Genomic DNA, 14,673 nt, shown 5'->3' on the forward strand with positions numbered 1-14,673 from the left:
CCATAGTTCATAATTAATATTGTTTGTTATCACGAAAGGCAGAGGGAATAGACCCGTTGAAGCCTTAGCAACCCTTAATTTTCTTTAATAAGAAATTTAAGAAGGTGCTAAATTCTACCCATTTTTTTGGGACAGATAACCCGAGAATTATTCTTCTCTCTTTTCATGATGACATTTTAAAAATTATAAAATGTCAGACATTTTCAAAATATTACAACACCGAATTTTAGTTTTAGATGGCGCAATGGGAACCATGTTGCAGCGCTATAATTTTACTGAAGACGATTTTCGTGGTTCAAGATTCAAAGATTTTAAACATCCATTAAAAGGAAATAACGATTTATTATCGCTAACACAACCAGAAGCTATTGCCGAAGTACATAGAAAGTATTTCGAAGCTGGCGCAGATATAGTAGAAACCAATACATTCTCTGGTACAACTATTGGTATGGCAGATTACCATATGGAAGATTTGGTGTACGAATTAAATTATGAATCCGCTAAAATAGCTAAACAAGTTGCTGAAGAATTCACAAAAGCCAATCCTGAAAAACCGCGTTTTGTAGCTGGAAGTATTGGTCCAACAAACCGTACGGCAAGTTTAAGTCCAGATGTAAACAGACCAGAATATCGCGCAGTAACCTTTGATGAATTACGCATTGCTTACAAACAACAAGTCGAAGCTTTAATTGATGGCGGAAGTGATATTTTGTTAGTCGAAACTATTTTTGATACGCTAAATGCCAAAGCAGCCTTATTCGCCATTCAAGAAGTTAAGGAAGAACGTAATATTGACATTCCGGTTATGGTATCAGGAACCATTACTGATGCTTCTGGTAGAACTTTATCTGGGCAAACTGTAGAAGCATTTTTAATTTCAATATCACATATTCCGTTGTTAAGTGTAGGTTTTAATTGCGCACTTGGTGCAGACCAATTACAACCGTATTTAAAACGCTTATCTCACGAGACCGATTTTTACACATCAGCACATCCAAACGCAGGATTGCCAAATGCTTTTGGCGAATACGACCAAACAGCCAAACAAATGCAACAGCTTATAGAAAACTACCTTAAAGATGATTTAATAAACATTATTGGTGGTTGTTGCGGCACAACACCAGAACATATAAAAGCGATTGCCAAAGTTGCTGCTAATTACAAACCACGTGTCATTCCTGCGCAGGCAGGAATCTCTTAATCTATGTCAATGAAAGAAAGTGACTGTAAGAAATACCTAAAACTATCAGGTCTAGAACCGTTAATCATAACACCAGAAAGTAATTTTATAAACGTTGGCGAGCGTACTAACGTTACTGGTTCGCGTAAATTTTTACGATTAATAAAAGAAGAAAACTATGCCGAAGCATTAGATGTTGCGAGAGACCAAGTAGAAGGTGGCGCGCAAATCATAGATGTCAATATGGATGAAGGTATGCTTGACGGAAAACATGCAATGGTAACCTTCTTAAATCTAATTGCATCAGAGCCAGATATTGCACGTTTGCCCATTATGATTGACAGCTCAAAATGGGAAATTATAGAAGCTGGCTTGCAAGTCGTACAAGGTAAATCGGTTGTAAATTCTATTAGTTTAAAAGAAGGCGAAGCGACTTTTATTCATCACGCAAAACTAATCAAGCGTTATGGTGCAGCTGTGATTGTTATGGCGTTTGATGAAGATGGTCAAGCCGATACCTATGAGCGTAGGATAGAAATCTGTAAACGCTCTTACGATATTTTGGTAAATCAAGTTCATTTTCCACCAGAAGACATCATCTTCGATCCAAATATTTTTCCCGTTGCAACCGGAATGGAAGAGCATCGTTTAAATGCTTTAGACTTTTTTAATGCAACAAAATGGATTAAAGAAAATCTACCTTACGCCAGCGTTTCTGGTGGTGTAAGTAACGTATCATTTTCGTTTAGAGGAAACAATGTCGTGCGTGAAGCCATTAACGCAGCATTTTTATATCACGCGATTCAACACGGAATGAATATGGGAATCGTTAATCCAACCATGTTGGAAGTGTATGACGAAATTCCGAAGGATTTATTAGAACACGTTGAAGATGTACTTTTTGATAAACGAGACGATGCAACCGAACGTTTACTAGAATTTGCCGAAACCGTAAAAGGACAGAAAAAAGACGATGTAGCAAAGGTGCAAGAATGGCGAAGCGAACCTTTGCAAGATCGTATTACACACGCTTTAGTAAAAGGTGTTGATGCCTTTATTGTTGAAGATGTAGAAGAAGCGCGACAAGCAGTAAACAAACCTATTCAAGTTATCGAAGGTCACTTAATGACCGGAATGAATGTGGTTGGCGATTTGTTTGGAAGCGGAAAAATGTTTTTGCCTCAAGTGGTGAAATCCGCTCGAGTGATGAAAAAAGCAGTCGCTTATTTACAGCCTTATATTGAAGCTGAAAAAGACGATTCGCAACGCTCTAACGGTAAAATTTTAATGGCAACCGTAAAAGGCGACGTACACGATATTGGTAAAAATATTGTGAGTGTAGTTTTGGGTTGTAATAATTACGAAATTGTGGATTTAGGCGTCATGGTTCCGCCAGAAAAAATCATTGAAACTGCCAAAAAGGAAAACGTCGATGTTATTGGTTTAAGTGGCTTGATTACACCATCGTTGGACGAGATGGTTTACGTCTCTCAAGAAATGGAAAAACAAGGTTTTAACATTCCGTTGTTAATTGGTGGCGCAACAACTTCTAGAGCGCATTCTGCAGTGAAAATTGCACCACATTATTCCAACACAGTTGTGCACGTCAACGATGCGTCTAGAGCTGTAACTGTTGTTGGAAATCTGTTGCAAAAGGATAACACTGTTTACAAAGAACAGATTCGTGAGGAATATGAAAAATTCCGTGAGCAGTTTTTAAAACGCGGTAAGCAAAAGGAATATGTCTCTATTGAAGAAGCGCGTGATCGAAAGTTTAAAATCGATTGGAAAACAACCGAAATTGTAAAACCAAAACAATTAGGAATACAAGATATTCAAGATTTTGATATTACGATTTTAGAAGATTATATCGATTGGTCACCATTTTTTAGAAGTTGGGATTTACACGGAAAATATCCAGATATTTTAACCGATAATGTTGTTGGCAATCAAGCTGTCGAATTGTTTAAAGACGCTAAAGTATTGCTTCAAAAAGTATTTGATGAAAGGCTATTGAAAGCAAAAGCGGTTTTTGGATTATTTCCTGCAAATACTGTAAATGATGATGACATTGAGGTGATAATCGAAGATTGTCATGCTGAACTTGATTCAGCATCTACTAAAGATTTCGACTGCGCTCAATCTGACACAGTAAAATTCCTAACCTTACGTCAGCAATTAAAAAAGCGCGAAGGCATTCCAAATTTTGCGTTGGCTGATTTTATCGCACCAAAAGACACAGGTATTCAAGATTATGTAGGCTGTTTCTGTGTGTCGGCTGGTTTTGGAACCGAACAATTGGCCAAAGCATTTGAAGCGAATCACGACGATTATAATTCCATAATGATTAAAGCATTAGCCGATAGATTAGCTGAAGCTTTCGCAGAATATTTACACAAAGAAGTACGTACCAAACATTGGAACTACGCTTCTGAAGACCATTTAACCAACGAAGATTTAATTGCCGAAAGTTACAAAGGTATTCGTCCTGCTCCAGGTTATCCAGCTTGTCCGGATCATTTAGAGAAAAAGACCATTTGGGACATTTTAAAAGTTGAAGAAACTATTGGTGTAAAATTAACCGAAAGTCTTGCGATGTGGCCAGCAGCCAGTGTAAGCGGTTATTATTTTGCAAATCCAGAAGCTAAATATTTTGGATTAGGAAAAATCACTGAAGACCAATTAGAAGATTACGCCAAAAGGCGTGGTATGTCAACCGAAGAAGCTCAAAAGTGGCTGAATCCAAACTTGTCAGAAAATTAACTAATAATTACAAATAAATTAATATTCGATATTAAATAAATCACTAATCTTGCAGCAACAAATTTGCTATAAAAATGACAAAATTTAAAGTAGAAATACGATTTGCTTTTCAGTTGATTTTAATCACTGGATTGTCTTTGTTGGTTGCATATTTATCGGCTTAAAATACGATAAGATTGGTGCCAAACATAGACTATGAAGGTAACCGAACATATAAAGCAAGCCAAAGGAAAAACCTTGTTTTCTTTTGAGATCATTCCTCCACAAAAAGGAAGTAACATTAAAGAGTTATACAACAATATTGACCCTTTAATGGAATTCAAGCCACCATTTATTGATGTAACAACGTCTAGGGAGCAACATGTTTATATAGAAAAAGACGGTTTGTTAGATCGAAAAATCACGCGTATGCGACCAGGAACCGTTGGTATTTGTGCGTCTTTAAAATACAAATACAACGTTGATACAGTTCCGCACGTGTTATGTGGCGGTTTTAGTAGAGAAGAAACCGAATATTTACTTGTAGATTGCCACTATTTAGGAATTGATAATGTTATGGCATTACGAGGTGATGCTATGAGTCATCAAAAGTATTTTGAGCCTTCAAAAGGAGGTCATCAATATGCTAGCGAATTGGTTGAGCAAATTCAAAATTTGAATAAAGGAAAATACTTGCACGATGTTATTGAAGCTAGCGATAAAGCTGACTTTTGCATAGGTGTTGCTGGTTATCCAGAAAAACACATTGAAGCACCTTCGTTACAAAGCGATTTAAAACGCTTAAAACACAAAGTAGATTGTGGTGCGGATTACGTCGTGACACAAATGTTTTTTGATAATAAAAAATATTTTGAATTTGTTGAAGCTGCGAAACAAGCAGGAATTACAGTGCCAATAATTCCAGGGATAAAACCAATTGCGACTAAAAAACATTTACAATTATTACCACAAGTATTTAAAATAGATTTACCAGAAGACTTAATTGATGCTGTTGAGGATTGTAAAGACAATAAAGCTGTGCGACAAGTAGGTGTAGAATGGGCAATTAAACAATCTAAAGAATTACAAAATGCAGGTGTACCAGTATTACATTATTACTCAATGGGTAAAAGTGATAACATAAAAGCCATTGCGGAGCGGTTGTTCTAAATATTCTGTTATTTTTGCTTCACTAAATTAAACTATGAAGCAGCTTGTTACCTATACTTTTTTGTTTTGTTGTGCTTTTATTTTTGCACAGGAAAAGCAAACAACATCTACTTTTGATGTCAATTATTTTAAAGGTAATATTGCGCTTCATAATGATGATATTCTTCATTTAATCAATGGGCATCCCGAAGGTTTTATTTTAAGTTGGAATAAAAAAACCTTTGGTCATCAAGCTTGGGAGCAACGTTACAACTATCCTGATTATGGTGTGTCATTTGCTTATCAAAATTTAAAAAATGAGGTCTTAGGAAATAATTATTCATTGTACGCGCATTATAACTTTTACTTTTTTAAAAGGAATTTAATGTTGCGAATTGGTCAAGGGTTAGCCTATACAACCAACCCTTATGATAAGGTTGATAATCATAAAAATATAGCGTTTGGTTCTCGTTTGTTGAGTAGTACCTATTTAATGCTCAACTATAAAAAAGAACGCTTGTTTGATAGGTTTGGGTTTCAAACAGGGTTAAGTCTTATTCATTATTCAAACGCTAATGTAAAAGCACCAAATACTAGTGTTAATTCCATAACCTTTAATGTTGGATTGACGTATAATTTAGAAGAAGAAACTCCTGAGTATATCTATAACCTTTTAGAAGAAAAATTCACAGAATCCATAAAGTTTAATTTTGCTTTAAGAAGTGGAATAAACGAAAGTGATGTAGTTGGTAGTGGTCAATATCCTTTTTTAGTTGTGTCTGCTTATGCTGATAAACGTTTAAGCCATAAAAGTGCAGTGCAGTTAGGAGTAGATGTGTTTTTCTCGCAATTCTTGGAAGAATTGATTTACTATAAATCTGTTGCTTTTCCTGAAGATAACGTTAGTGGAGATGAAGACTGGAAACGTATTGGTGTTTTTGCTGGTCATGAGTTGTTTATTAATAAACTGTCTGTAGTAACCCAGTTAGGGTATTATGTTTATTATCCATACGATTTTGAAGGTAGAACCTATTTTAGAGTGGGAATGAAGCGTTATTTTGGAGATAAAATATTTGGAGCACTAACTTTAAAATCTCATGGAGCAAAAGCCGAAGCTGTTGAGTTAGGTGTAGGAATACGATTGTAAGATGAAAAAAATAGTTTACATAGTAAGTTTTATAATGCTTTTTGCTTGTGATAGAGAGGATGCGAGCGACTGTTTTCAAACCACAGGAACCATTGTGCAAGAAGTTGTAGAAGTTGCAACTTTTGATAAAATTTTGGTGAATAGAAATGTGCAGTTGATTTTAAAACAAGATGCTGAAACCACTATTATTATTGAAACTGGTGAAAACTTACTGTCTGATGTTGAAGTAAAAGTTGAAAACGCACAACTTATACTTTCAGATAATAATACTTGCAATTTAGTAAGAGACTACGCTGCAACAAAAGTGTATGTTACTGCACCAAATATTACTGAAATAAGAAGCTCAACTCAGTTTGAAATACAGTCTGAAGGTGTTTTAAACTATAACAATTTATCGCTGTTGTCAGAAGATTTTAACGCACCAGGAACGTTTACAGTTGGCGATTTTAGAATGGAACTTAATAGCAACCAAGTTAGAGTTACATCTAACAATATCGCATCTTTTTACCTTTCAGGAGTAACTAACAATTTATTTGTAGGTTTTTATTCTGGAGCAGGTCGTTTTGAAGGCGAACAACTTATAGCTCAAAATGTTGATGTGTATCATCGTGGAAGTAATGATATGATTGTGAATCCGCAAGTAGAGTTAACAGGTAAACTTCTTGGTACAGGAAATTTGATTTCAGTAAATCAACCACCAATTGTTGAGGTGGAAACGTTGTATACAGGAGCGCTTATTTTTTGAGTAGTATTAAATTCCTTCCCTTTGGGAAGGTTAGGAAGGGCTTTTTTAACTCGTCAACTCCCTAAACAAACTTTCCAGACTCGCATTTTTTTGGTTAAGCTGAAGGATTTTCAACTGGTTATCATGCGCAAAGTCAAATACATGAGAGCGCATATCTTCAGTAGTTGAAAACGTGATTTCGTAAATAAAATCAAAAGTGTTTTCAACTTTTGTAACCTTTGGGAGCTTCAACAAAAACGCTTCTTCAACTCTGTAATCAAATTCAACAATAACCGTTTGAACTTTTTCGTCTCTTAGGTCTTTAAGTGTTTTGTCGGCTACAATTTCACCTTTATTGATAATAATAACTCTATCGCACATTGCTTCAACTTCTTGCATAATGTGAGTAGATAGGAAAACTGTTTTTTCTTTACCTAAAGACGTGATAAGGTGACGTATGTCAATTAATTGGTTTGGGTCCAATCCTGTAGTAGGTTCATCTAAAATTAAAACCTCAGGATTATGCAACAATGCATTGGCTAAACCTACACGTTGCCTGTAACCTTTAGAAAGTTGACCTATTGTTTTATGCGCTTCGGGAGTAAGACCTGTAAGTGCTATAACTTCGTCAATTCTAGATTTTTCAACTTTATAAACACCAGCATTAAAACTTAAATACTCTTTTATATACATGTCTAAATACAAAGGGTTGTGCTCAGGCAAGTATCCAACGCGCTTTTGAACTTCTTTAGAAGCTGTGTTTACATCAAAATTGCTCACTTTAGCAACACCATCAGAAGCTTCAATATATGTCGTAAGGATTTTCATCATCGTCGATTTTCCTGCTCCATTAGGACCTAAAAAACCAACAATTTCACCTTTATTGACTTTAAAAGACACTGCGTTAAGCGCTTTTTGGTTTCCGTAAGTTTTTGAAATGTGTTCAACCTCTATAGACATAAAAGAAATGTTTATTCAAAAATAGCAATTATATAATTTATGTAATACATTACTGTATAATCTTTAAAAAGTTAAATAATAACTGTAAAAAAGTTTTTTAAGTATTTTGATTTGTGAAAATATTAATTACATTAGCAACTTCATAAACACAATGAAGACAAACAATTATACATATTACAACTGGTTTTATTTCTTTTTTAGCGAAAAGAGCGAGACGTTGTATGTATAATTTAAGGTAACTAAATTTAATATGAGTCTCGATGAAAATCGGGATTTTTTTTTATGATAAAGTCAGTAGCAATACAAGGTATTAAAGGGTCATTTCATCATATTGTATCTAAACAATTTTTTGATGATACTGTGGCTATCGATGAGTGCTTGTCGTTTGATATAGCAGTAAATAGCTTACTTTCAGGAAAAAGTGATACGGTTATTATGGCTATTGAAAACTCTATAGCTGGCTCAATTATACCCAATTATGCATTAATTGATACTCATAATTTACACATTATTGGAGAGCATTATCTTGATGTGCAACACAACCTTATGGCATTACCTAACCAATCGTTAAGTGCTATTGAAGAAGTGTATTCGCATCCTATGGCGTTGTTGCAGTGTAAAGAGTTTTTTAAAGCATATCCTCATATAAAGCTTATTGAGGATAAAGATACAGCTGAGGTTGCGCAACGCATAAAAGAGCAAAATTTAAAAGGCGTTGCAGCTATTGCTAGTGGGTTGGCTGCTGAATTGTTTGAATTGGAGATTTTAGCAGAAAGTATACAAACCATAAAACATAACGAAACACGTTTTGTGATTGTAAAGACGCAAAACTCTGAGATTTCTGAAAGTGATATCAATAAGGCGTCTATCAAATTTGAATTAGACCATAAACGAGGTAGTTTGGCAACTGTGCTTAATGTAATGAGCGATTGTAAATTGAATTTAACCAAAATACAGTCGTTGCCTAAAATAAATTCACCTTGGAAATACGCCTTTTTTGTGGATGTAACTTTTGAAGCATACGAAGACTTTAAAAAAGCAAAATCTATTTTACAGATTATGGCACAGGATTTAAAAATATTAGGAGAATATAAAAATGCAAAGTTATGATTTCAGTAGCTGACAGATTGCATACCGTTGAAGAGTACTATTTCTCTAGAAAGCTTAAGGAAGTTAACCTTTTGAAAGAGCATGGTAAGCCTATCATTAATTTAGGAATTGGTAGTCCAGATTTGCAACCACCATCTAGAGTGGTATCAGCTATTGTTGATAGTATGCATGATGCTACAGCGCATAAATATCAAAGCTATCAAGGTTTGCCAGAGTTAAGGCAAGCGATGGCAGATTTTTATAAAAAACACTTTAGTGTGTCGTTAAGCCCTAAAACCGAAATTTTACCATTAATGGGAAGTAAGGAAGGGATTATGCACATTTCAATGGCATTTTTAAATGAAGGCGATGGCGTGTTAATACCAAATCCTGGATATCCTACATATACTTCGGTAACTAAACTTGTAGGAGCTACACCTTTGTTTTATGATTTAAAGGAAAAAAATAATTGGTTGCCAGATTTTGTTGAACTTGAAAAAACACACGATTTAAGTAAAGTGAAAATCATGTGGATTAATTACCCACACATGCCAACAGGAACTGTTGCGCCTAATAAGTTTTATGAAGATGTTATTGAGTTTGCAAAACGTCATAATATTCTTGTAGTTAATGATAATCCGTACAGTTTTATTTTAAACCAATTTCCAAGAAGCATTCTTAAATATAAAAATGCCAAAGACCATTGTTTGGAGCTTAACTCGTTGAGTAAAACGTTTAATATGGCTGGATGGCGAGTAGGTATGGTTATGGGAAAATCAGAGTATTTAGACAGTATCATAAAAGTGAAAAGTAACATGGATTCTGGTATGTTTTATGGTATCCAAAAAGGCGCTATTGAAGCGTTAAACTGTTCTGATATATGGTACTTAAGCCTAAATAGTGTGTATGAAAAAAGAAGAACACTAGTTTGGGAACTAGCCGAAGCATTGAACTGTACGTATGATAAAAACGCAACAGGAATGTTTGTTTGGGCAAAATTACCAGAGTTTGTAAAGTCAGAAGAATTTATAGACACAGTTTTAAAAAACGATTCCATTTTTATTGCACCAGGAACCATTTTTGGAAGTAATGGAGAAGGATACATAAGGTTTTCGTTATGTGCAGAAACCGAAGAAATTGAAGAAGCAATTGCAAGAGTAAAATGAAAAAAATAGTTGTAATAGGAGTAGGATTAATAGGAGGTAGTTTTGCGCTAGATATAAAGCGTGTTTACAAAGATGCTGTTATTTATGGTGTTGATGAAAGTGATACGCATCTAGACGAAGCATTAGAACTTCAAGTAATTGATAAAAAAGCAGAATTAAATGAAATCTCAAATGCCGATTTGGTTATTGTTTCAATTCCTGTTGATGCTACTGTAAAGCATATTTCAAAGGTGCTGGATTTAGTGTCAGATACCACATTGGTTATTGATGTAGGTTCTACCAAAGAAGCCATTTGTGAAGTTATAGATACACATAAAAATCGTAGAAATTTTTTGGCTGCACATCCAATTGCTGGTACTGAGTTTTCAGGACCTAAGGCTGCAAAACAACATTTATTCAATGGTAAAACTATGATTATTTGCGAAGTAGAAAAAACAGCATTTAAGCTACAGGAAAAAGCATTGCAATTGTTTTCTAATGTTGGTATGCGTATTCGTTATATGAACCCAAAAGCGCATGACAAACACATAGCTTATGTGTCGCATTTATCTCATATTAGCTCGTTTATGCTTGGAAAAACAGTTATTGAAAAAGAAAAGAATGAACGCGATATTTTTGATATGGCAGGAAGTGGTTTTGAAAGTACTGTGCGTTTAGCAAAAAGTTCACCAGATATGTGGACACCCATTTTTAAGCAGAACAAAGCTAACGTAGTTGAAACTCTAGAAGAGTATATCAACAACCTGTCAAAATTCAAACAATTTATGGAAGCTGACAATTTTGAGGCTATTCACAGCGAAATGAAAAATACAAATCATATAAAAGATATTTTAAACGGAATTATATAAAAAAGGAAATGTTATGGAAAACAAGAAAGAATTAAGATCGTGGTTAGATAATTTCGGATTAGACCATCCGTTAGTAATTGCAGGACCATGTAGCGCAGAAACCGAAGAGCAAGTACTAAAAATTGCACACCAACTTAAAGACAGTGATGCAACAGTACTTAGAGCAGGAATTTGGAAACCAAGAACGCGACCAGGAAACTTTGAAGGTGTTGGAGCTTTGGGTCTTAAATGGTTACAGAAAGCTAAAGAAGAAACAGGAATGTTAACCACAACTGAGGTTGCAAATGCACACCATGTTGATTTAGCATTAAAGCACGATGTTGATATTTTATGGATTGGTGCAAGAACAACTGTTAGTCCTTTTATTGTTCAGGATATTGCTGATGCTTTAAAAGGAACAGACAAAACCGTATTGATAAAAAACCCTGTAAATCCAGATTTGGCTTTATGGTTGGGAGCTGTTGAACGTTTTTACACTGCAGATGTTAAAAACTTGGGTGTAATTCACAGAGGATTTTCAACTTATGAAAAAACAAGGTACAGAAACAATCCAGAGTGGCAATTGGCAGTAGATTTACAAAATCGTTTCCCTGATTTGCCATTAATTTTAGATCCTTCGCATATTGCTGGAAGAAGAGATATTATTTTCGATTTATGCCAAACAGCATTAGATCTTAATTACGACGGAATTATGGTTGAAACACATCACGACCCAGATAACGCTTGGAGTGATGCTGCACAACAGATTACACCTGAAACGCTTGTTCAGTACACAAAGGACCTTAAAATAAGAAAGGAATCTGAAGATGCTGCGGAGTTTAATAACAAGCTTAATACCTTACGTACGCAAATAGACGTGGTGGACCATCAACTTATTGAAATGTTAGGCAAACGCATGAAGGTTGCTGATGAAATTGGAGCACTTAAAAAATCTAAAAACGTGGCAGTACTTCAGTCTAAACGATGGAACGAAATATTAGGAAAAATGATTTTACAAGGCGAAGAAAAAAATCTTAGTGAAGAGTTTATCTTAAGAGTATTTAAAGCTATTCACCAAGAATCGATTAACCATCAGGAAAAAATCATTAACGGATAATTAATAAAAAGCCTCATCAAGAGGCTTTTTTTATGCGTTTTCTCATTCAAAAGTAGTGTTTACTCATTATGGGTTTTAGATAGTTGTAATATCAATTAGGTTTGAATCATTAATCAAACTATCACTATTATGAAACCAACAGTATTCTTTTTATTTTTCAGTCTTTCTTTCTCTTTTTTTGGTCAAAACAGTATTAGCGGAACCGTTTATGATACAGAAGGAGTGTTGCCTTTTGCCAATGTTATAGTAAAGCAGACCTCTAAAGGTGTTATTGCTGATGAGAACGGTAAATTTACAATTGAAGCTAAACCTACTGATACATTACAGGTTTCCTTTTTAGGCTACTTACCTAAAGACGTGCATTTGCAAAACATTAAAGACTTTGATGTGGTTTTAGATGGTTATGAATCTCTTGATGAGGTTGTAGTAACGGCATTTGATTCAAGTTGTAGAACAATCCTTACGTGCTGTGTATGTTATATTAGCTGTGAACACATTTGTGAAGAAGCTAAGGGTGTTGAACCAAAAATTTATCCAAATCCTTCAAGTACTGGTGTTTTTAATTTTGTTTCTCAAAGAGACTACCAAACCGTTGAGATTTTAATTCATGATTTTTCTGGAAGACAAATACAAAAATTGCAATGGAGTAACTTTAACAAAAAAGGGCAAATCGACTTATCAGGATATCAATCAGGAATTTATTTAGTAAACATAAAAGCCGATGGAACTTGGCTAGAAACCAAAAGGATAATTAAAGGATAAAAAAGACCTTAAAAATTACGTTTCAGCTAATTGAAATATGTAGCAAAGCACTATTTTTTGTTCAACTTGTTAAGTTCAATAAAAAAACTATTTTTGAAACTCTGAAAGAAAAATCTTTCTACTCAACAACTAGACTTACACATTATGATTAAAAAAAACATGCTTTTTTTGCTGTTAGCTATCATTAGTTTTTCAGTAAATGCACAAGGCAAATTAGGGCCTATTACTATTACTCATGGAAAAGAAATTGAAGCTGATAAAGAAAAAATAGTTAGGATTGCTGGTGAAACAAATGGTAAAATTTACACTTTAGCTACAAAAGGGAAAAACTTCTATATAAAAGTATTTGACTCAGCTGATATGGCTTTAATTTCTGTAAATGAAATTGAAATGGATGATTTTATTAATAAGGAGCCTGTTTTTGAAGAGATTGCGGTTTTAAACAATAAAGTATATATCATTGGAAGTGTTTACGATAAAAAAAGTAAAGTATACAATTTATTATCAGTTGAAATCTCTGAAGATGGTAAGTTGACAAAAAACAAGAAAAAATTATTTTCAACTCAAGTTACTAAAAATAGAGAAAAAGGAGCGTTTTATTTTAAACATGCACCTTTAGGAGATAAATTATTAATCATGCATGCATCATTGTTCGATAAAGAAGAAATTATGCAATATGAAATTAAGCTAATTGACCAAAACATGCATGTTGTGACGTCTCATTTGGAACAAGTAGAGTTTACCGATAGAAGAGATTTAGAGTTTACAATTTCAGATTTTGATGTGACGTTTGATGAAGATATATTTCTAGTAATTAACGAAAGTTATAGAGATAAAAAGGCAAAAAAGAATATTGAAAAATTTGAAGTTCACGCATACAAAAAGAAAAATGCTTATACTAAAGAAGTAATTAATGTAGACTTTGAAGGCAAAGAAGTTATTAATTGTGAAATGTTAATGACTGCAAATAACACCTTAAATCTTGTAGGGTTTTATTCTAGTGTTAATAAAAGAGGAAGAGCAAATTGGAAATTAAAAGGTGTTTATTCTGGCACAATTGATATGTCTTCAAATACAGTAACCAATTTAAAGTTTAATGTTTTCGATTTTGATACTAAAGTAAAACTTATAGGTGAGCGAAGAGCTAAAAAGGATAAAGACATTCCGCCATTTTATGTTACGCACAGTTTAATTGAAAAGGAAGATGGAGGCTTAATTTTTCTAGCTGAGTACAGGCAATCTATTATAGGAAGTTCTTCAGGGATTGGTATAGGAGGTTTAGGTGTTAATTTTACGCCTATTACATTTATAACAAATGAAATTATTGTAACATCTTTAAATGCTGATGGTTCAGTAGAGTGGGCTAATGTTATTGCAAAAGATCAAAAAGCAAGTTTTACTACTATGTCAGTTGGTGTGTATGGCTTTTCAGGAAATTCTAATTTTACTGTTGGTGTTGGTGTGATGATACCAGTAGCTGTATTAGGTAAAGGTCCTGAATATTTAGGAGCAATTCCTATTTATACTAATGGAGAGCTTATAGTTGTTTTTAATGATAATAAAAAAAATATGGGAATTACCGATATTGAAAAAATAAGAGCCTTAGGAAACTATAATAAAGCAATACCAACAGCCTTTGTCTTTGATAAAGATAATGGAGAAATCAATAGAGTTGATCCTGAAGAATTACAAAAGGACCAGTTAATTTTAAGACCTGGAGTTTTTTATTTAAAAAACAATAAAGAATATATCATTTACTCTTCAAGAAAATCTAAAGACAAGTTAGGAAGAATGATAGTTGATTAAAATC

The 14,673-nt window shown here is 33.9% G+C and carries 12 protein-coding genes and 1 riboswitch; of the genes, 11 read left to right on the forward strand and 1 reads right to left on the reverse strand.

The annotated features are described in order from the left end of the window. The first annotated feature begins 23 nt into the window (after nt 1-23). Nucleotides 24-142, forward strand: a riboswitch (SAM riboswitch). Nucleotides 143-190: 48 nt separating this feature from the next. From A8975_RS12525 to A8975_RS12545, 5 genes are all read left to right on the forward strand, one after another. Then, nucleotides 191-1,201 (forward strand): homocysteine S-methyltransferase family protein, encoded by a 1,011-nt coding sequence (locus A8975_RS12525; RefSeq protein WP_134200897.1) that lies wholly within the window; start codon nt 191-193, stop codon nt 1,199-1,201. A 9-nt stretch (nt 1,202-1,210) separates the two neighbouring features. Further along, entirely contained in the window at nt 1,211-3,943 is a 2,733-nt protein-coding gene (gene metH / locus A8975_RS12530) for a methionine synthase (RefSeq protein ID WP_410504200.1), read from the forward strand. 195 nt (nt 3,944-4,138) lie between these two features. Next, nucleotides 4,139-5,092 carry a methylenetetrahydrofolate reductase [NAD(P)H] gene (gene metF, locus A8975_RS12535; RefSeq protein ID WP_129761081.1) on the forward strand — a complete coding sequence of 318 codons (954 nt, stop codon included), beginning with the start codon at nt 4,139-4,141 and terminating at the stop codon, nt 5,090-5,092. 34 nt (nt 5,093-5,126) lie between these two features. Next, nucleotides 5,127-6,218 carry an acyloxyacyl hydrolase gene (locus A8975_RS12540; protein WP_134200901.1) on the forward strand — a complete coding sequence of 364 codons (1,092 nt, stop codon included), beginning with the start codon at nt 5,127-5,129 and terminating at the stop codon, nt 6,216-6,218. Nucleotide 6,219: 1 nt separating this feature from the next. Next, on the forward strand, nt 6,220-6,963 hold the full coding sequence (locus tag A8975_RS12545; RefSeq protein ID WP_134200903.1) for a head GIN domain-containing protein: 744 nt from the start codon (nt 6,220-6,222) through the stop codon (nt 6,961-6,963). A gap of 45 nt (nt 6,964-7,008) precedes the next feature. Here A8975_RS12545 and gldA read toward each other — a convergent pair whose 3' ends face one another. After that, on the reverse strand, nt 7,009-7,902 hold the full coding sequence (gene gldA, locus A8975_RS12550; protein ID WP_134200905.1) for a gliding motility-associated ABC transporter ATP-binding subunit GldA: 894 nt from the start codon (nt 7,900-7,902) through the stop codon (nt 7,009-7,011). 282 nt (nt 7,903-8,184) lie between these two features. On the opposite strand from gldA, the gene A8975_RS12555 reads away from it, so the two are divergent. The 6 genes from A8975_RS12555 to A8975_RS12580 all read left to right on the forward strand — a co-directional run bounded on the left by A8975_RS12555 (nt 8,185) and on the right by A8975_RS12580 (nt 14,669). After that, nucleotides 8,185-9,012 carry a prephenate dehydratase gene (locus A8975_RS12555; protein ID WP_134200907.1) on the forward strand — a complete coding sequence of 276 codons (828 nt, stop codon included), beginning with the start codon at nt 8,185-8,187 and terminating at the stop codon, nt 9,010-9,012. Next, nucleotides 9,009-10,157 (forward strand): pyridoxal phosphate-dependent aminotransferase, encoded by a 1,149-nt coding sequence (locus tag A8975_RS12560; RefSeq protein ID WP_134200909.1) that lies wholly within the window; start codon nt 9,009-9,011, stop codon nt 10,155-10,157. Before A8975_RS12555 ends, A8975_RS12560 begins: the two co-directional genes overlap by 4 nt. Further along, complete coding sequence (locus A8975_RS12565) at nt 10,154-11,005, forward strand: prephenate dehydrogenase (protein WP_134200912.1); 852 nt, start codon at nt 10,154-10,156, stop codon at nt 11,003-11,005. Before A8975_RS12560 ends, A8975_RS12565 begins: the two co-directional genes overlap by 4 nt. Nucleotides 11,006-11,018: 13 nt before the next feature. Then, on the forward strand, nt 11,019-12,101 hold the full coding sequence (locus tag A8975_RS12570) for a bifunctional 3-deoxy-7-phosphoheptulonate synthase/chorismate mutase type II (protein WP_129761074.1): 1,083 nt from the start codon (nt 11,019-11,021) through the stop codon (nt 12,099-12,101). Nucleotides 12,102-12,230: 129 nt separating this feature from the next. Beyond that, entirely contained in the window at nt 12,231-12,863 is a 633-nt protein-coding gene (locus tag A8975_RS12575; protein WP_134200914.1) for a T9SS type A sorting domain-containing protein, read from the forward strand. 144 nt (nt 12,864-13,007) lie between these two features. Then, the gene (locus A8975_RS12580; RefSeq protein WP_134200916.1) at nt 13,008-14,669 is read left to right on the forward strand and encodes a hypothetical protein; all 1,662 of its coding nucleotides are present in this window, start codon (nt 13,008-13,010) and stop codon (nt 14,667-14,669) included. Nucleotides 14,670-14,673: the final 4 nt, after the last annotated feature.

Source organism: Meridianimaribacter flavus, assembly GCF_004366715.1.
In the GTDB taxonomy this organism is placed as follows: Bacteria; Bacteroidota; Bacteroidia; order Flavobacteriales; family Flavobacteriaceae; genus Gaetbulibacter_B; species Gaetbulibacter_B jejuensis.

Excerpts from the sequence above, each read along its gene's own strand:
- A8975_RS12525 (WP_134200897.1), top strand. The coding sequence starts at position 191 with ATGTCAGACATTTTCAAAATATTACAACACCGAATTTTAGTTTTAGAT.
- metH (WP_410504200.1), top strand. The coding sequence starts at position 1,211 with ATGAAAGAAAGTGACTGTAAGAAATACCTAAAACTATCAGGTCTAGAA.
- metF (WP_129761081.1), top strand. The coding sequence starts at position 4,139 with ATGAAGGTAACCGAACATATAAAGCAAGCCAAAGGAAAAACCTTGTTT.
- A8975_RS12540 (WP_134200901.1), top strand. The coding sequence starts at position 5,127 with ATGAAGCAGCTTGTTACCTATACTTTTTTGTTTTGTTGTGCTTTTATT.
- A8975_RS12545 (WP_134200903.1), top strand. The coding sequence starts at position 6,220 with ATGAAAAAAATAGTTTACATAGTAAGTTTTATAATGCTTTTTGCTTGT.
- gldA (WP_134200905.1), bottom strand. The coding sequence starts at position 7,902 with ATGTCTATAGAGGTTGAACACATTTCAAAAACTTACGGAAACCAAAAA.
- A8975_RS12555 (WP_134200907.1), top strand. The coding sequence starts at position 8,185 with ATGATAAAGTCAGTAGCAATACAAGGTATTAAAGGGTCATTTCATCAT.
- A8975_RS12560 (WP_134200909.1), top strand. The coding sequence starts at position 9,009 with ATGATTTCAGTAGCTGACAGATTGCATACCGTTGAAGAGTACTATTTC.
- A8975_RS12565 (WP_134200912.1), top strand. The coding sequence starts at position 10,154 with ATGAAAAAAATAGTTGTAATAGGAGTAGGATTAATAGGAGGTAGTTTT.
- A8975_RS12570 (WP_129761074.1), top strand. The coding sequence starts at position 11,019 with ATGGAAAACAAGAAAGAATTAAGATCGTGGTTAGATAATTTCGGATTA.
- A8975_RS12575 (WP_134200914.1), top strand. The coding sequence starts at position 12,231 with ATGAAACCAACAGTATTCTTTTTATTTTTCAGTCTTTCTTTCTCTTTT.
- A8975_RS12580 (WP_134200916.1), top strand. The coding sequence starts at position 13,008 with ATGATTAAAAAAAACATGCTTTTTTTGCTGTTAGCTATCATTAGTTTT.